Consider the following 15,249-nt stretch of genomic DNA (forward strand, 5'->3'; position numbering starts at 1 on the left):
AAAAGTGACAGCGATCCTTGCGGAACAGGCTCTCCTTCCCGATGGATGGCACAACAATGTGCGGATCATTTTCGCCAATGGACGCGTTACGGCCGTCGAGCCCGGAGCCGTTGCATCGGCCGGCGACGAGCGTCATTCCATTGTACTGCCCGGCATGCCCAATTTGCACAGCCACGCCTTCCAGCGCGGCATGGCGGGGCTTGCCGAGCTTCGCGGCCCTTCCGCAGACAGTTTCTGGAGCTGGCGCGAGGTGATGTACCGCTTCGCGCTGTCGATGACGCCCGACCAGGTCGAGGCGGTTGCCGCGCAGCTCTACGTCGAAATGCTGGAGGCCGGCTTTTCACGGGTCGGCGAATTTCACTATCTGCATCATGATCGCGATGGAAAACCCTACGCCAATCTTGCCGAGATGGCCGAGCGGATCGCGGCAGCGGCCGGCGAAACCGGCATTGGCCTGACGCTGCTGCCGGTGTTTTACGCGCATTCGTCTTTTGGCGGCGCGGCTCCAAACGAGGGCCAGCGGCGATTCGTCAACGATGTGAATCAGTTCTCCCGGCTCGTTGAGAAAAGCCGCGAATCGGTTCGCGCGTTGAATCAAGCTGTCGTCGGCGTCGCACCGCACAGCCTGCGCGCCGCGACGCCCGAAGAACTCACGGCCATCGCGGCACTGGCGCCCGATGGGCCAATCCACATTCATGTCGCCGAGCAGGTGAAGGAAGTCGAAGACTGCCTCGCCTGGTCCGGTGCGCGTCCGGTCGAATTCTTGCTCGCCAACGCTGAGGTCGACCAGCGCTGGTGCCTGATCCACGCCACCCACATGACCGATGCGGAAACCATCGGCATGGCCAGGAGCGGCGCCATCGCCGGCCTGTGCCCGATCACCGAGGCCAATCTCGGCGACGGCACCTTTGCCGCGCCGTTGTTCCGGGAACATGGCGGGCGCTTCGGCATCGGCTCCGATTCCAACGTGCTGATCGGCCTGCTCGACGAATTGCGCCAGCTCGAATATTCACAGCGCCTCGCCCACCGCGCCCGTAACGTGCTGGCGATGGCAGGCGGTTCGACCGGGCGCGCGCTGTTCGACGCGGCACTCGACGGAGGCAGCGTCGCGCTTGGCGCCGGCGCCTCCGAGATCGCCACCGGTGCCGCCGCCGATCTCGTCTCGCTCGATGCCGACAACCCCTCGCTGGCAGGCAAGACCGGCGACGCGATCCTCGATGCCTGGATCTTCGCCAACGGCAGCAAGGTCGATTGCGTCTGGGTGCATGGGCAAAAGCAAGTCAGTGCCGGCAAGCATGCCAAGCGCGAGGCCATCGCCGCACGGTTTCGTGGCGTCATGACAGCACTTTCAGCATGAACGCGATCGCAATAGCGGATGCCGACATCGGCGGCGGCTCGCTCCACCAGCGCATCCTGTCCGACATCAGCGAGAAGATCCTGTCCGGCACGTGGGCGCCCGGCCATCGCATCCCGTTCGAGCATGAACTGACTGACCAATATGGCTGTTCGCGCATGACGGTGAACAAGGCACTGTCGCAGCTGGCCAAGGCCGGGCTGATCGAACGGCGGCGGCGCTCCGGCAGTTTCGTCCGCCAGCCGCAGTCGCAGGCGGCGGTGCTGGAAATCCACGACATCAGGATCGAGGTCGAAGCGCTTGGCCTAGCCTATCGCTACGAGCGCGTAGCGCGGCACAAAAGGCGCAGCACCACTGAGGATCGCGGCCTGCTGGAACTCGACGCCGCCGGATCGGTGCTGGCGCTGGAATGCCGGCATTTCGCCGGCAAGCGGCCGTTCGCGCATGAACAGCGGCTGATCAACCTCGCCGCCGTGCCTGGGGCGGCCGACGAAGAATTTCTCGATGTCGCGCCTGGCCCGTGGCTGATCGGCCGCGTGCCGTGGAGCGAGGCCGAGCACCGCATCCGCGCGGTTGCCGCCGACAGGCACATCGCGGCGGCGCTCGACATCGGCGCCGGCGCGCCTTGCCTGGTGGTCGAACGACGGACATGGAGCGCCGAACACCCGGTCACCCATGTCCGCTTCACCTACGCGGCCGAGAGCCACACGCTGGTGGCAAGGTTCAGGCCGCAGGGGTAGCTGATCTCCCCCCTCGTGGGGGAGATGGCCGGCAGGCCAGAGGGGGGCGTCGTAGAGCGCGACCCTCGATTTTGCCTGCCATGAACTTACTCGAAAAACGGAAAGGCCGGCGGGACAGCGCCCCTCTCTGCCTTGCCAGGCATCTCCCCCACGAGGGGGGAGATTGGCGGTTTCAACGCCTCAAATCGCCGCCGTGATAATGATCTCGACCAGATATTCCGGGCTGGCGAGCTTGGCTTCGCCGGTGGCGCGGGCGGGCGTGTGGCCCTTTGGCACCCACTTGTCCCATTCCGCATTCATCTCGGCGAAGGTGCCCATGTCGTCCAGCCAGATGATTGCTTGCAGGATCTTGGTCTTGTCGGTGCCGGCCTTGGCCAGCAACTCGTCGATGGTCGCCAGGATATCCCGGGTCTGCGAGGCAACATTGCCGCCCGGCTCGCCGACCTGGCCGGCCAGGTAGACGGTGTTGCCATGGATGACGATCTGGGTCATGCGCGGACCTACATCGATGCGACGAATGCTCATGGGATGTTTTCCTTCCTTTTGTCAGTCGCGCCTCTTTAGAGTCGCGACTTGCTTCGGGCAAGGCCGCCGGCCCGAATCCCCTTGGACCAGCCAGGGACAGGATTCACGGCAAGTTGAGCCGCCGGCCGCAATTCCGCCGGATTGGCTTGTTGACTAATGTAATAACATCACATATCCAACCGGCCTCTGCATGCAGCCGGATGTGACCTGCCCACGGAATGATATGACCCAGACCTGCCTGACATTCCGTGACCTGACGCTGGGCTACAACAGCCATCCCGCGATCCATCACCTCGACGGCACGATCCGCAAGGGTTCGCTGACGGCCGTGGTCGGCGCCAACGGTTCGGGTAAGTCGACGCTGATGAAGGGTATTGTCGGGGTTCTCAAGCCGATGGCCGGCAGCGTGATCCGGGCGCCTGGCTTGCGCGCCGCCTATCTTCCCCAGCAATCGGAACTCGACCGTTCCTTCCCGGCGCGCGTCGTCGATCTGGTCTCGCTCGGCCTGTGGCCGAAGCGCGGCATGCTCGGCCGCTACACCAAGGAAGACCGCGAATCCGTCAGCCAGGCGCTGATGGCGGTCGGCCTCGGCGGTTTCGAGAAGCGGCCGATCGACACGCTGTCGGGCGGGCAGTTGCAGCGCACATTGTTTGCCCGCGTGCTGCTGCAGGATGCCGACCTGATCCTGCTCGACGAGCCGTTCAACGCCGTCGACGCCAAGACGGTCGGCGACCTGATCGCGCTGATCAAGCGCTGGCATGGCGAGGAACGCACCATCATGGTCGTCGTCCACGATCTCGACCTGGTGCGCCAGAATTTCCCCGAAACGCTGCTTTTGGCCCGCCAGCCCATCGCCTGGGGCGAAACCAGGGAAACGTTGAAGCCGGAAAATCTTTTGCGCGCACGCCGTTTTCACGAGGCCTGGGAGGAAAACGCTCCCTGGTGCGAGCCGGACGAGCACGCCCATGGGCACGATCACGACCATCATAGCCACGATCACGACCATCACCACGGCGCCGGACCGAGGGCTGCCTGATGGACACGCTCTACGGTCTCTTGATCGCACCCTTCGCCGATTTCGCCTTCATGCAGCGGGCGCTGGTCGGCTCGCTGATGCTGTCGCTCGGCGCCTGCCCGGTCGGCGTCTTCCTGATGCTGCGGCGCATGAGCCTGTCCGGCGACGCCATGGCGCATGCCATCCTGCCGGGTGCGGCCGCGGGCTTCCTGTTCTATGGGCTGGAAATCCTGCCGATGACGATTGGCGGCCTGATCGCCGGCGTCATCGTCGCGCTCGGCGCCGGTGCGGTCTCGCGCTTCACCATCCAGCGCGAGGACGCCTCGATGGCCGCCTTCTATTTGATCTCGCTCGCCATCGGCGTGCTGATGGTGTCGATCCGCGGCTCCAGTGTCGATCTCATGCATGTGCTGTTCGGCACCGTGCTGGCACTCAACAACGAAGCGCTGACGCTGATCGGCGGCATCGTTGCGGTAACTCTAGCCAGCCTTGCCATCTTCTGGCGGGCATTGGTCGCCGAATGCCTCGATCCGCTGTTCCTGCGCTCGGTCAGCCGCATGGGCAGCCCGGTGCATTTCATCTTCCTCGGCCTCGTCGTGCTCAATCTGGTCGGCGGCTTCCAGGCGCTCGGTACGCTTCTGTCGGTCGGGCTGATGATGCTGCCGGCCGCTGCCGCCCGCTTCTGGACCGTGCGCGTCGAGCCGATGTGCGTGCTGGCCGTGCTGATCGGTTTCGCCTCCTGCATCGCCGGCCTGCTGTTGTCCTATCACGCCTCGCTGCCATCCGGGCCGGCCATCATCCTGTCGTCCGGCGTCGTCTATTTCGCCTCGATCCTGTTCGGCACGCGCGGCATCCTGCGCGCGCGCATCATCCACCACCGTCACAGAACGGCCTGATCCCCGCCCCCCAAAGGAGACTTGACCATGCTGAAATCACTCCATGCCGCCCTGGCGATGAGCGTTATAACATTAACCGCCTTTGGCGCCTCATCGGCCTTCGCGGCACCGCTGAAGGTGGTCGCCAGCTTCACAGTCATCGCCGATTTCGCCAAAAATGTCGGCGGCGACCGCATCGACGTCACCACCATCGTCGGGCCGGATGGCGATGCCCATGTCTACGAGCCGAGCCCGACCGATGCTGTGGCCATGGCCAAGGCCGATATCGTGCTGGTAAACGGCCTGCATTTCGAAGGCTTCCTGCAACGGCTGGTCGATGCCAGCGCCACCAAGGCCTCGATCATCACCTTGACCAAGGGGGTCACGCCGATCGATTTCAAGCCTGAATTCGCCGACGCGGACGCCGCCGAAGGCGCCGGCACCGGCGGCGGCAAGACGGTCACCGATCCGCACGCTTTCCAGTCGATCGCCAACGCCAGGATCTATGTGAAGAATATAGCCGAGGCCTTCTGCGCGGCCGACAGCGATGGTTGCGTCTCCTACCAGACCAATGCCGCGACCTACACCAAGAAGCTCGATGCGTTGGAAGGCGAAGTGAAGACAGCGATCCAGTCGATCCCTGAAGCGAAGCGCGTCGTCATCACCTCGCACGATGCGTTCGGCTATTTCGAGCACGCATACGGCCTGACCTTCCTCGCCCCGCAGGGCATCTCGACCGATTCCGAACCATCAGCGGCCGACGTCGCCAAGCTGGTCACGCAGGTGAAGCAGGACAAGGCGGCCGCGATCTTCGTCGAGAACATCACCAATCCGCGGCTGATCGAGCAGATCGCCGATGAAACCGGTATCAAGGTGGGCGGCACGCTTTATTCGGACGCGCTGTCGCAGCCCGACGGCCCGGCCTCGACCTATGTCGACATGATGCACAACAACATCCGCCAGATCAAAGGCGCGATACTCGGCAGCTGAGGCGAGCCAGCGCTATCCAACCGGGTCGCATTGGCCCGGTTGGATTTTTCCGCGCACAATGTCTATTTGGCAGAGAATTCTCTCGATGCGGATTGCCGCGCATGCGGGGCAGTGGCAAGACTGCCTCCAGACCAGATTGCGAGGATGCTGCCATGGAATACCGCGAGATCAGTGAAGACTATTCGGTCTCGGGCCAGATCCAGCCCGAAGACGCCGCCGCCATCAAGGAAGCCGGCTTCAAGAGCGTGATCTGCAACCGCCCCGATGACGAGCAGCCCGGCCAGCCTTCGGCCGACACGGTGAAGGCGGCGGTGGAAGCCGCCGGTCTCGCCTTCCGCTACATTCCCGTCATCAGCGGCCAGATCACCGCCGAGAATGTCGAGGACCAGGCAGAGGCGCTGGACGAATTGGAAGGCCCCGTCTTCGCCTATTGCCGTTCAGGTGCGCGCTGCACCAATCTTTACGGGCTGATCCAGCAGTCGAAAGCTTAAATCGGCAGCGCGCCCGTTTCCTTCAGCGTTTCCAACACGATCGCCGTCTTCACATGCTGGACGGATTCGTGCGGCAGCAGCACGCCGTTGACGAACTCCGATAGTGATTTGAGATCGGGCGTCACTACTTTCAGGATGTAATCCATCTCGCCGGTCAGCGCGTGCGCCTCCTGCACTTCCGGGAGCCGTGCCAGCAGTTCGCCGAAGCGCCGTGCATTGTCGCGGTTGTGGGTGGCCAAGGTCACCGAGATGACGTTGACCAGCGAGAAACCGAGCTTGTCGCGGTCGAGTACGGCCCGATAACCCTTGATATAGCCGTCCTCCTCAAGCCGCTGGCGGCGGCGCGAACATTGCGATGCCGACAGGTTCACACGCTCCGAGAGATCGTTATTGGTGAGCCGCGCATCGCCCTGCAACAGTGCCATTATCTTGCGGTCGAATCGATCAATGCGCGTCTCATCCATGCTTTTCTCCCGTAACATGCACAGTTCACGCACGAGATGATCATTTCAAGCGTTTGAATGCAAGCACCATGCACCGGCTCCGCGCTATGATGGCGTCAGATGGCCTTTTCAGGCCAAGCCAGATTCCGGAGGAATATCATGGGTCCCTTTCCGCACGACGCCCCGCCCGCCACGATCAGCAGGGACAACCCCGCCGGCACCGATGGTTTCGAGTTCGTCGAATTCGCGCATCCGGAGCCGCGGAAACTGGCCGAGCTGTTCACCTGCATGGGCTATGTGGCGGTGGCCAGGCATCGCACGAAGGACATCACCGTCTGGCGCCAGGGCGACATCAACTATGTCGTCAATGCCGAGCCAGGTTCGCATGCAATGAGGTTCGTCGACAAGCATGGTCCCTGCGCGGCTTCGATGGCCTGGCGGGTGGTGGATGCCAAGCACGCTTTCGATCACGCCGTTGCCAAAGGCGCCACGCCCTACGAAGGCGACGACAAGGCGCTCGACGTTCCCGCGATCGTCGGTATTGGCGGCTCGCTGCTCTATTTCATCGACACCTATGGCAAGAAGGGTTCGGCCTATGACGCCGAGTTCGAGTGGCTCGGCGCGCGCGATCCTCGGCCGCAAGGCGTCGGCTTCTATTACCTCGACCACCTGACCCACAATGTCTATCGCGGCCAGATGGACAAATGGTGGGATTTCTACCGCAATCTGTTCGGCTTCAAGCAGATCCACTTCTTCGACATCGACGGCAAGATCACCGGCCTGGTCAGCCGCGCCATCACCTCGCCCTGCGGCAAGATCCGCATTCCGCTCAACGAATCCAAGGACGAGACCAGCCAGATCGCCGAGTACCTGAAGAAGTACAATGGCGAAGGCATCCAGCACATCGCAGTGGGAACGGACGAGATCTACGCCGCCACCGACAAGCTCGCCGACAACGGGCTGAAATTCATGCCCGGCCCGCCCGAGACTTATTACGATATGTCGTATGACCGAGTGAACGGCCATGACGAGCCGATCGAGCGGATGAAGAAGCACGGCATCCTGATCGACGGCGAAGGCGTGGTCGACGGCGGCATGACCAAGATTCTCTTGCAGATCTTCTCGAAGACCGTGATCGGCCCGATCTTCTTCGAGTTCATCCAGAGGAAGGGCGACGAAGGCTTTGGCGAAGGCAATTTCCGCGCGCTGTTCGAATCGATCGAGCAGGACCAGATCAAGCGCGGCGTGATCAAGGTTCAGGCGGCGGAGTAGGCCGAAGCCTTACCCGCTTCATTTGCCGAGGCCCGCCGCCTTGCGCAGAATGTCGTTGATGCGGCTCTGCCAACCGGGTCCGCCAGCGCGGAATCTGGCGACAACATCGCTGTCGAGCCGAAGCGTCACCTGCTTCTTCGGGTTGTCGAGCGCTGGCCGGCCGCGCGAACGGCGAATGCTTTCGACAAGATCCGGGAATACTTCGGCGAAAGGTCGGGCGTTTCGAAAGTCCTCCTCGGTCCATTCCGGATTGTCCGAAACTGTATCCCAGTCTTCCTTGCTGTAGCCCTGCCCCGGCTCGGATTTTGTTTGCAGCTTATGTTTTGTCATTGAATAACCTTCTTTCAACCGGATTGGCCGGACGCATTGAAACTATCGAGATGCCCTCAGAGCCAAGCCTGGCAAAGATCACGGCAACGACGCCATCAACCATCCGACCAATTGCCATGAACCGACCGGCTTTGGCCGTACGGATTGTCGAACCCAAGAAAAATTCGTCATCCAGCGCGGCGAAATCCAAGCCATGTTTCTCGATGTTCGCCAACCGCTTCGGTTCGTCCCAGACGATCTTCATCGAAATTTATGTACCTACAGCAAATAAGTCAATTATTTTCGTAACTACAATAATTATTCACCACGACCAATTGCAAGCCGCTCCACCTCGGCCTGCCTTAATTTCAAATCGTAATCGAGCAGGAATTCGTCGAGCTGCGGCGGCGCGACCGAGGTGCCGGACAGCATCGCGTGCACCTGGCCACGATGATGGATGTCATGCAGGAAGACGTGAGCAAGGATGTCGCCGATGCGCTCGGGGATCATGCCGTACTCGCGTCGGTCGGTGATGATGCGGCGGTCGAGATCGGCCTCCAAAAGGGCATCGCAGAAAGCGATCAGCCGCCGGTCGGCCACAAGCTGGGCGGCGAACAGCGCCCTGGGCTCGTCGAAGGGCACGAAATCATCATGGGCAGCGGCGCCGATGCCGCGCTCCTCGAGAAAATCGAGATAGAGAAGATCGACCGCAAGGATATGGTTGAGCGTCGCCTTGATCGACGGGAAGAAGCTGGTGCGCTCGGCCTCGAATTCGCCCGGCTCGAGCGCGAGCACGGCTCGGTAGAGCCGATCGCTCGACCAGAGGTTGTTGCCGGCCATGCGGCGCAGATGGTCAAGAAGATTCATGGCTGAACGCAGGCCCTCATCGCTCGTATTTCTCTACCTTCTGCTCGATCGCGCCGAAGATCGAATGGCCGGCTCTGTCCTTCATCTCGATACGTACCGTGTCGCCGAAGCGCAGGAATGGCGTCTTGGGTTCGCCCGACGCAATGGTCTCGATCATACGCAGTTCGGCGATGCAGGAATAGCCGGCACCGCCCGCCGAGACAGGCTTGCCTGCCCCGCCGTCGAGCTTGTTGGAGACGGTGCCGGAGCCGATGATGGTGCCGGCCACCAGCGGCCGTGTCCTGGCGGCATGGGCGATCAGCGTCGGAAAATCGAAGGTCATGTCGACACCGGTATTGGCGCGGCCGAACGGCTTGCCGTTGAGGTCTGCGAGCAGCGGCAGGCTGACCTTGCCGCCGTCCCAGGCGTCACCTAACTCATCGGGTGTCACCGCGACCGGCGAAAAGGCCGAAGACGGCTTCGACTGGAAGAAGCCGAAACCCTTGGCCAATTCCGGCCCGGTCAGTGCGCGCAGCGTGACATCGTTGACCAGCATGACCAGCCGGATCGCGGCGCGCGCTTCGTCGAGGCTGGCGCCCATCGGCACGTCGTCGACGATAACGGCGACCTCCGCCTCCATGTCGATGCCGAAAGCCTCGTCAGCCATGCGGATCGGATCGCGCGGTGCGATGAAAGAGTCCGAGCCGCCCTGGTAGATCAGCGGATCGGTCCAGAAGCTCGCCGGCATTTCGACGCCGCGCGCCTTCCGCACCAGTTCGACATGGTTCACATAGGCCGATCCGTCGGCCCATTGATAGGCGCGCGGCAGCGGCGAGTGTGCATCATGCTCGTGAAAGCGCGCCGACGGCACCGCGTTATTCTCCAGCGATTCCGCAATTGTCGAGAGATGCGGCGAGATCCTGCGCCAATCGTCGAGTGCCGCTTGAAGCGTACGCGCCAGAAACGAGGCGTCGGTGTACTGCGTCAGGTCGCGCGAGACGACGACGAGTTTTCCGTCACGCGTCCCGTCCTTCAATGTGGCAAGCTTCATGCGGTTTCCTCTCCTGATGCGGCTTTGGCGCCGCTTTGGTTGTTTATTTTGCGCATGATCTTTTCCGAAAACCGGTTCCCACTTTTCGCTGACGCGGTCCTTCGGTTCGGGATCATGCTAATTCCACAACAAGGCCGTCGCGGGCGATCGTCAAGTCGCCGGCCCATGTTTTCCTGACAGCGGCAACCCAGTCGGCATCGCCGATTTCGGCATCATCGGCCGGGATGAGATGGTTGAGCACCAGCCGCTTCACGCCGGCATCGCTGGCGATGCGCCCGGCCTCCTCGGCAAAGCTGTGGCTGGCGAGGAGATGTTCCCTGAGCCGCGCGCCGTTGCCGGTTCGGGCCACCAGCCGCTCGATGCCCTCTTCCAGCATGGCTTCGTGGACGAGGATGTCAGCCCCATCGGCGAAATCGGCGAGCGGCGGAAAGAAGGCCGTGTCGGCGGAGAACACCACGCTTTTCCCGCCATGATCGAGGCGCAGGGCAAAGCAGTCGGTCACCGGCGGGTGGTCGACGCGCAGCGCCGAAACCTTCAGACCGCGTTGCCGGAGCACGTCGCCTTCGCCGAATTCGTCAATCGACACCAGTTCGCGGATGTCCGGCCGGCCCTCGTCGGCGATGCGGATTTCGATGTCGAATTCCATCGCCTGGCAAAAGCGCCGCCAGTAGTGGCCGGTGCCGGGCGGGCCGAACACGCTGACCGGGCTCGCCAGCCCCGCTGTCCAGGCGGTGTGGATCAGCGGCCCCAGTTCCAGCACATGGTCGGAATGCAGGTGCGTGATGAAGACAAGGTCGAGCGCCTTCAGGCTGATGCCGGCATCGACCAGACCGCGCGTGACGCCAAGCCCGCAATCGACGACGATGGTCCGTCCGCCGATCTCAAGCAGCGACGAACTCGGCCACGGTCCGCCCGGCCGCAGCGCCGGGCCACCTTTCGAGCCTAACAGCACCAACCGATCCCGCATTGGCTTGCCGCTCAAGACCAATCGCCTTCCGGCGTGCCGTTGAAGCGCTTCTTCAGGTCGGCCCAGCAGTCGATGTAATTGTCCTGTCGGGTTTCCAGTTCGGCGCCGTAGCGGGTCAGCATCTGCGGAAAGCGGGTCTCGAACATGAACGCCATGGTATTGTCGAGCTTGACCGGTTTGAGCTCCGCGCGCGAGGCCTTTTCGAAGCCAGGCGCATCCGGGCCATGGGCCAGCATCAAATTGTGCAGGCTGATGCCGCCGGGGACAAAGCCTTCTTCCTTGGCATCGTACTGGCCGTGGATCAGCCCCATGAACTCGCTCATGATGTTGCGGTGATACCAGGGTGGCCGAAACGTATCTTCCGCCACCAGCCAGCGCGGCGGGAAGATGACGAAATCGATGTTGGCGGTGCCCTCCTCGCCGCTTGGCGCGGTGAGCACGGTGAAGATCGACGGATCGGGATGATCGAACAGGAGGGCGCCGACGGGCGAAAAGGTTGCCAGATCATATTTGTAGGGCGCGTAGTTGCCGTGCCAGGCGACAACGTCGAGCGGCGAATGACCGATCTCGGTGACGTGGAAATTGCCGCACCATTTCACCGTCAGCCGGCAAGGCGTTTCCTTCTCTTCGAACCAGGCGCAAGGCGTCTTGAAATCGCGGGGATTGGCGAGGCAATTGGCGCCGATCGGGCCACGGTCGGGCAGCGTCAGCTTGGCGCCGTAATTCTCGCAGACATAGCCGCGTACTTCCTTGTCGACGAGTTCGACCTTGAAGACGAGGCCGCGCGGCAGCACAGCGATCTCGCCGGGCCGAAGTTCGATGACCCCCATCTCGGTGACGAAGCGCAGGGCGCCGACCTGCGGCACGACCAGCAACTCGCCGTCGGCGTTGAAGAAATGGTCGTCGCCCATCGATGTGTTGGCGACATAGACATGGGCCGCCATGCCGGTCTGCCCGAGCACGTCACCGGCGGTGGTGATGCTGCGCATGCCCTGGACAAAGTCGGTCGGCTCCTTCGGCATCGGCACCGGATTCCAGCGATACTGGCCGAGCGCCAGTTCATGGTCGCCGACATTCGGCGCGCTCTTCCACAAGGGATAGTTCGACGCCTTGAAGCGGCCGGTGTGCTTGACGCTCGGCCTGATGCGATAGAGCCAGGAGCGCTCGTTGGTGCCGCGTGGCGCGGTGAACGGCGAGCCGGAAAGCTGTTCGGCGTAAAGGCCGTAGGCCGGCCGCTGGGGTGAGTTGCGGCCCTGCGGCAGCGAACCTGGCAAGGTTTCGGTCTCAAAATCATTGCCGAAACCCGGCATGTAGGAAAAGGCCATCGCTTCCTCCCGGAATGGATCTCAATTGACCAAACTGGTTTCATTTGTAACCATCGAAAATGTAACTATCAATCCATCGCGTCGGGATGTTAGGCCATGGAAATCCTGGAACTCGAAAGCTTCCTGCCCTATCGCCTCTATCGCCTGGCCGATGGCGTGAGCCGCGAATTCTCAGGGGTATACAAGGACAGCCATGGACTGACGCGGCCGGAGTGGCGGACGCTTTCCGGGCTCGGCCAGCACGGCAGAATGACCGCGACCGAACTTGGCGAGCAATCGGCCATGCACAAGACCAAGGTGTCGCGCGCCGTCGCCGAACTCGAACGGCGCCGCTGGCTGACGCGAACGCCTGATGGGAATGACCGCCGTGTCGAACATCTGACGCTGACCAGAGCGGGGCTGGCCGCCTATCGCGAGATGGTGCCGCTGGCGAAGGCGTTCGAGAGGGAGTTGCTGGCCAGGCTGAGCGCCAGCGAACGCACGGCGATTGTCAGTGGGGTGGCGGCGCTGGAGAGAGCGTTGGAAGTAAGTGGCAAAACCGAGGACTGATAGGCCGCGGGGCAGCACCCCCTCTGTCCTGCCGGACATCTCCCCGCAAGGGGGAGATCGAGCTTCATCCCGGCTTTCGCCAATCACCAACGGGAGAGAAATGAGCGCAGCGTCGAAACTGCCAATCTCCCTCCTTGCGGGGGAGATGGCCGGCAGGCCAGAGGGGGCTGCTGTCCCGCTAACGTCTCCGGCACAGTGCCTTCACAGCAGCCTCACCAGTCCATCACCACCTTGCCGGAACTGCCGCTGCGCATTGCATCGAACCCAGCCTGAAAATCGTCGATGCCGATGCGGTGGGTGATCAGGCCGGAGACGTCGAGCGGACCTTGCACCAGGGCGATCATCTTGTACCAGGTCTCGAACATCTCGCGGCCGTAGATGCCCTTGAGATGCAGCATCTTGAAGATGACCTTGTTCCAGTCGATCTCGAAGCCGGTCGGCGCGATGCCCAGGATGGCGATCTTGCCGCCATTGTTCATGGTGTCGATCATGTCGCGGAAGGCGGGCGCGGCGCCCGACATTTCGAGGCCGACGTCAAAACCCTCGGTCATGCCGAGCGCCGGCATGACATCACGCAGCTTTTCCTTCGACGCATCGACGACATGCTGGACGCCGAGCTTTTTGGCCAGCGCCAGCCGCACCGGATTGATGTCGGTGATCACCACCTTGCGCGCGCCGACGCATTGGGCGACGAGCGCGCCCATGATGCCGATCGGCCCGGCGCCGGTGACCAGCACATCTTCACCGACGAGGTCGAAAGACAGAGCGGTGTGCACCGCATTGCCCAGGGGATCGAAGATCGCGGCGACCTCGTCGGGAACGTCGTCGGGGATCGGCACCACATTATGCTGCGGGATCGCAAGATACTCGCCGAAGGCGCCTGGACGGTTGACGCCGACGCCAAGCGTGTTGCGGCACAGATGGCCCCTGCCCGCCCGGCAGTTGCGGCAATGACCGCAGACGATGTGGCCCTCGCCCGACACGCGCTGGCCGACCTTGTATTCGGTGACCGCAGCGCCGAAATCGGCGACGGTGCCGACGAATTCATGGCCGGTCACCATCGGCACGGGCACCGTCTTCTGAGCCCACTGGTCCCAATTGTAGATGTGGACATCGGTGCCGCAGATCGCGGTTTTCCTGATCTTGATCAGCACGTCGTTGGGGCCGATCTCCGGTACCGGCACCTCTTCCATCCAGATGCCCGGCTCGGCCTTGGCCTTCACCAGCGCCTTCATCATGTTCGACATTCTTTTGTCCCTTGAATCTCTTGATCCGCAATCGCTTCCCGGCGCCGGCGCTCAGGAAATCACGCCCAGCTCCCTGCCGACCGCCCCGAATGCCTCGACCGCACGATCGATGTCGGCAGTGGAATGCGCCGCCGACATCTGGGTGCGGATGCGCGCCTGGCCTTTCGGCACCACCGGGAAGGAAAAGCCGATGACATAGATGCCGCGTTTCAGCATGCGCGCCGCCATCTCCTGCGCCAGGCTCGCATCGCCCAGCATCACCGGAATGATCGGATGGTCGGCTCCGGCCAAGGTGAAGCCGAGCTTGCCCATCTCAGACCTGAACCGCGCCGCATTGGCATAGAGGCGCTGGCGCAAGGCGTCGCCATTGCGGATCAGGTCAAACACCTTGATCGAAGCGCCGGCGATCGCCGGCATCAGCGTGTTGGAGAAGAGATAGGGCCGCGAGCGCTGGCGCAGCCAATCGACCACCTGGCTTTTGCCCGAGGTGTAGCCGCCCGACGCGCCGCCGAGCGCCTTGCCCAGCGTCCCGGTGATGATGTCGACCCTGCCCTCGACACCGCAATGTTCCGGCGAACCACGGCCATTGTGGCCGACGAACCCGACGGCATGGCTGTCGTCGACCATGACCATGGCGTCGTATTTGTCGGCGAGATCGCAGACACCGCGGAGATTGGCGATGATGCCGTCCATCGAAAACACGCCGTCGGTAGCGATCAGCCGGAAACGGCAATCCTTCGCTTCCTTCAGCCGCGCTTCGAGATCGGCCATGTCGTTGTTGGCGTAGCGGAAGCGCTTGGCCTTCGACAGCCTGACCCCATCGATGATCGAGGCGTGGTTCAGCGCATCCGAGATGATCGCGTCTTCCTCGCCCAGCAGCGTCTCGAATAGACCGCCATTGGCGTCGAAGCACGAGCCGTAGAGGATGGTGTCCTCCAGGCCGAGAAAGGATGAAATCGTCGCCTCGAGCTGCTTGTGCTCTTCCTGCGTGCCGCAGATGAAGCGCACCGACGCCATGCCGTAGCCATAACGGTCGAGCGCCTGGCTGGCCGCGTCGCGCAGTTCGGCGCTGTCGGCAAGGCCGAGATAGTTGTTGGCGCAAAAGTTAAGCACTTTCTCACCGCCGACCTCGATCTGCGCCGACTGCATCGAGGAAATCACCCGTTCCGACTTGTAGAGACCGGCTGATTTGAGCCCTGCAAGCTCACTGTCGATATGGGAGAGAAATGCTGCGGTCATGATCAGGCCCT

18 protein-coding genes are annotated in these 15,249 nt (G+C 62.7%); 8 read left to right on the forward strand and 10 right to left on the reverse strand.

Annotated elements, in window-relative coordinates; genetic code table 11:
• The first annotated feature begins 4 nt into the window (after positions 1 to 4).
• Positions 5 to 1,357 carry a formimidoylglutamate deiminase gene (locus AC0NIH_RS24570; protein ID WP_473466627.1) on the forward strand — a complete coding sequence of 451 codons (1,353 nt, stop codon included), beginning with the start codon at positions 5 to 7 and terminating at the stop codon, positions 1,355 to 1,357.
• On the forward strand, positions 1,354 to 2,094 hold the full coding sequence (gene hutC / locus AC0NIH_RS24575; protein ID WP_473466625.1) for a histidine utilization repressor: 741 nt from the start codon (positions 1,354 to 1,356) through the stop codon (positions 2,092 to 2,094). Before AC0NIH_RS24570 ends, hutC begins: the two co-directional genes overlap by 4 nt.
• A 180-nt stretch (positions 2,095 to 2,274) precedes the next feature.
• Here the strand turns inward: hutC and AC0NIH_RS24580 are convergent, their stop codons facing one another.
• A complete protein-coding gene (locus AC0NIH_RS24580; RefSeq protein WP_013896071.1) occupies positions 2,275 to 2,619 on the reverse strand; it encodes a RidA family protein in 345 nt (114 codons plus the stop codon).
• Positions 2,620 to 2,842: 223 nt separating this feature from the next.
• Here AC0NIH_RS24580 and aztA point away from each other — a divergent pair, with 223 nt between their 5' ends.
• The 4 genes from aztA (at position 2,843) to AC0NIH_RS24600 (ending at position 5,990) form a co-directional block, all read left to right on the forward strand.
• Positions 2,843 to 3,655, forward strand: a complete 813-nt coding sequence (aztA, locus tag AC0NIH_RS24585) for a zinc ABC transporter ATP-binding protein AztA (RefSeq protein WP_473466624.1) — start codon at positions 2,843 to 2,845, stop codon at positions 3,653 to 3,655.
• Complete coding sequence (gene aztB, locus AC0NIH_RS24590; RefSeq protein ID WP_023780520.1) at positions 3,655 to 4,530, forward strand: zinc ABC transporter permease AztB; 876 nt, start codon at positions 3,655 to 3,657, stop codon at positions 4,528 to 4,530. Before aztA ends, aztB begins: the two co-directional genes overlap by 1 nt.
• 27 nt (positions 4,531 to 4,557) lie before the next feature.
• Complete coding sequence (gene aztC, locus AC0NIH_RS24595; protein ID WP_473466622.1) at positions 4,558 to 5,499, forward strand: zinc ABC transporter substrate-binding protein AztC; 942 nt, start codon at positions 4,558 to 4,560, stop codon at positions 5,497 to 5,499.
• 152 nt (positions 5,500 to 5,651) lie between these two features.
• Positions 5,652 to 5,990 (forward strand): protein tyrosine phosphatase family protein, encoded by a 339-nt coding sequence (locus AC0NIH_RS24600; protein WP_023766546.1) that lies wholly within the window; start codon positions 5,652 to 5,654, stop codon positions 5,988 to 5,990.
• Here the strand turns inward: AC0NIH_RS24600 and AC0NIH_RS24605 are convergent.
• Complete coding sequence (locus tag AC0NIH_RS24605) at positions 5,987 to 6,454, reverse strand: Lrp/AsnC family transcriptional regulator (RefSeq protein WP_473466621.1); 468 nt, start codon at positions 6,452 to 6,454, stop codon at positions 5,987 to 5,989. The genes AC0NIH_RS24600 and AC0NIH_RS24605 overlap by 4 nt on opposite strands.
• A 138-nt stretch (positions 6,455 to 6,592) precedes the next feature.
• On the opposite strand from AC0NIH_RS24605, the gene hppD reads away from it, so the two are divergent.
• Positions 6,593 to 7,705, forward strand: coding sequence for a 4-hydroxyphenylpyruvate dioxygenase (hppD, locus tag AC0NIH_RS24610; RefSeq protein ID WP_473466619.1), 1,113 nt, complete (start codon positions 6,593 to 6,595; stop codon positions 7,703 to 7,705).
• Positions 7,706 to 7,723: 18 nt separating this feature from the next.
• On the opposite strand, the gene AC0NIH_RS24615 is transcribed toward hppD, so the two are convergent.
• The 6 genes from AC0NIH_RS24615 to hmgA form a co-directional block, all read right to left on the reverse strand.
• Entirely contained in the window at positions 7,724 to 8,035 is a 312-nt protein-coding gene (locus AC0NIH_RS24615) for a BrnA antitoxin family protein (protein ID WP_473466618.1), read from the reverse strand.
• Entirely contained in the window at positions 8,022 to 8,279 is a 258-nt protein-coding gene (locus AC0NIH_RS24620) for a BrnT family toxin (protein WP_473466617.1), read from the reverse strand. Before AC0NIH_RS24620 ends, AC0NIH_RS24615 begins: the two co-directional genes overlap by 14 nt.
• Before the next feature lie 53 nt (positions 8,280 to 8,332).
• Positions 8,333 to 8,881 carry a DinB family protein gene (locus AC0NIH_RS24625; RefSeq protein WP_473466615.1) on the reverse strand — a complete coding sequence of 183 codons (549 nt, stop codon included), beginning with the start codon at positions 8,879 to 8,881 and terminating at the stop codon, positions 8,333 to 8,335.
• Positions 8,882 to 8,897: 16 nt separating this feature from the next.
• Positions 8,898 to 9,911 (reverse strand): fumarylacetoacetate hydrolase family protein, encoded by a 1,014-nt coding sequence (locus tag AC0NIH_RS24630; RefSeq protein ID WP_473466614.1) that lies wholly within the window; start codon positions 9,909 to 9,911, stop codon positions 8,898 to 8,900.
• 112 nt (positions 9,912 to 10,023) lie between these two features.
• The gene (locus AC0NIH_RS24635; RefSeq protein WP_473466789.1) at positions 10,024 to 10,878 is read right to left on the reverse strand and encodes an MBL fold metallo-hydrolase; all 855 of its coding nucleotides are present in this window, start codon (positions 10,876 to 10,878) and stop codon (positions 10,024 to 10,026) included.
• Between the two features lie 11 nt (positions 10,879 to 10,889).
• The gene (gene hmgA, locus AC0NIH_RS24640; RefSeq protein WP_473466613.1) at positions 10,890 to 12,203 is read right to left on the reverse strand and encodes a homogentisate 1,2-dioxygenase; all 1,314 of its coding nucleotides are present in this window, start codon (positions 12,201 to 12,203) and stop codon (positions 10,890 to 10,892) included.
• Between the two features lie 96 nt (positions 12,204 to 12,299).
• On the opposite strand from hmgA, the gene AC0NIH_RS24645 reads away from it, so the two are divergent.
• Positions 12,300 to 12,752 carry a MarR family winged helix-turn-helix transcriptional regulator gene (locus AC0NIH_RS24645; protein WP_473466611.1) on the forward strand — a complete coding sequence of 151 codons (453 nt, stop codon included), beginning with the start codon at positions 12,300 to 12,302 and terminating at the stop codon, positions 12,750 to 12,752.
• 212 nt (positions 12,753 to 12,964) lie between these two features.
• Here AC0NIH_RS24645 and tdh read toward each other — a convergent pair whose 3' ends face one another.
• On the reverse strand, positions 12,965 to 13,999 hold the full coding sequence (gene tdh, locus AC0NIH_RS24650) for an L-threonine 3-dehydrogenase (RefSeq protein ID WP_013896085.1): 1,035 nt from the start codon (positions 13,997 to 13,999) through the stop codon (positions 12,965 to 12,967).
• 51 nt (positions 14,000 to 14,050) lie between these two features.
• Positions 14,051 to 15,238, reverse strand: a complete 1,188-nt coding sequence (locus AC0NIH_RS24655) for a glycine C-acetyltransferase (RefSeq protein WP_473469655.1) — start codon at positions 15,236 to 15,238, stop codon at positions 14,051 to 14,053.
• Positions 15,239 to 15,249 lie beyond the last annotated feature (11 nt).

The organism is Mesorhizobium sp. WSM1386, assembly GCF_055901595.1.

Excerpts from the sequence above, each read along its gene's own strand:
- hutC (WP_473466625.1), top strand. The coding sequence starts at position 1,354 with ATGAACGCGATCGCAATAGCGGATGCCGACATCGGCGGCGGCTCGCTC.
- AC0NIH_RS24580 (WP_013896071.1), bottom strand. The coding sequence starts at position 2,619 with ATGAGCATTCGTCGCATCGATGTAGGTCCGCGCATGACCCAGATCGTC.
- aztA (WP_473466624.1), top strand. The coding sequence starts at position 2,843 with ATGACCCAGACCTGCCTGACATTCCGTGACCTGACGCTGGGCTACAAC.
- aztB (WP_023780520.1), top strand. The coding sequence starts at position 3,655 with ATGGACACGCTCTACGGTCTCTTGATCGCACCCTTCGCCGATTTCGCC.
- aztC (WP_473466622.1), top strand. The coding sequence starts at position 4,558 with ATGCTGAAATCACTCCATGCCGCCCTGGCGATGAGCGTTATAACATTA.
- AC0NIH_RS24600 (WP_023766546.1), top strand. The coding sequence starts at position 5,652 with ATGGAATACCGCGAGATCAGTGAAGACTATTCGGTCTCGGGCCAGATC.
- AC0NIH_RS24605 (WP_473466621.1), bottom strand. The coding sequence starts at position 6,454 with ATGGATGAGACGCGCATTGATCGATTCGACCGCAAGATAATGGCACTG.
- hppD (WP_473466619.1), top strand. The coding sequence starts at position 6,593 with ATGGGTCCCTTTCCGCACGACGCCCCGCCCGCCACGATCAGCAGGGAC.
- AC0NIH_RS24615 (WP_473466618.1), bottom strand. The coding sequence starts at position 8,035 with ATGACAAAACATAAGCTGCAAACAAAATCCGAGCCGGGGCAGGGCTAC.
- AC0NIH_RS24620 (WP_473466617.1), bottom strand. The coding sequence starts at position 8,279 with ATGAAGATCGTCTGGGACGAACCGAAGCGGTTGGCGAACATCGAGAAA.
- AC0NIH_RS24625 (WP_473466615.1), bottom strand. The coding sequence starts at position 8,881 with ATGAATCTTCTTGACCATCTGCGCCGCATGGCCGGCAACAACCTCTGG.
- AC0NIH_RS24630 (WP_473466614.1), bottom strand. The coding sequence starts at position 9,911 with ATGAAGCTTGCCACATTGAAGGACGGGACGCGTGACGGAAAACTCGTC.
- AC0NIH_RS24635 (WP_473466789.1), bottom strand. The coding sequence starts at position 10,878 with ATGCGGGATCGGTTGGTGCTGTTAGGCTCGAAAGGTGGCCCGGCGCTG.
- hmgA (WP_473466613.1), bottom strand. The coding sequence starts at position 12,203 with ATGGCCTTTTCCTACATGCCGGGTTTCGGCAATGATTTTGAGACCGAA.
- AC0NIH_RS24645 (WP_473466611.1), top strand. The coding sequence starts at position 12,300 with ATGGAAATCCTGGAACTCGAAAGCTTCCTGCCCTATCGCCTCTATCGC.
- tdh (WP_013896085.1), bottom strand. The coding sequence starts at position 13,999 with ATGTCGAACATGATGAAGGCGCTGGTGAAGGCCAAGGCCGAGCCGGGC.
- AC0NIH_RS24655 (WP_473469655.1), bottom strand. The coding sequence starts at position 15,238 with ATGACCGCAGCATTTCTCTCCCATATCGACAGTGAGCTTGCAGGGCTC.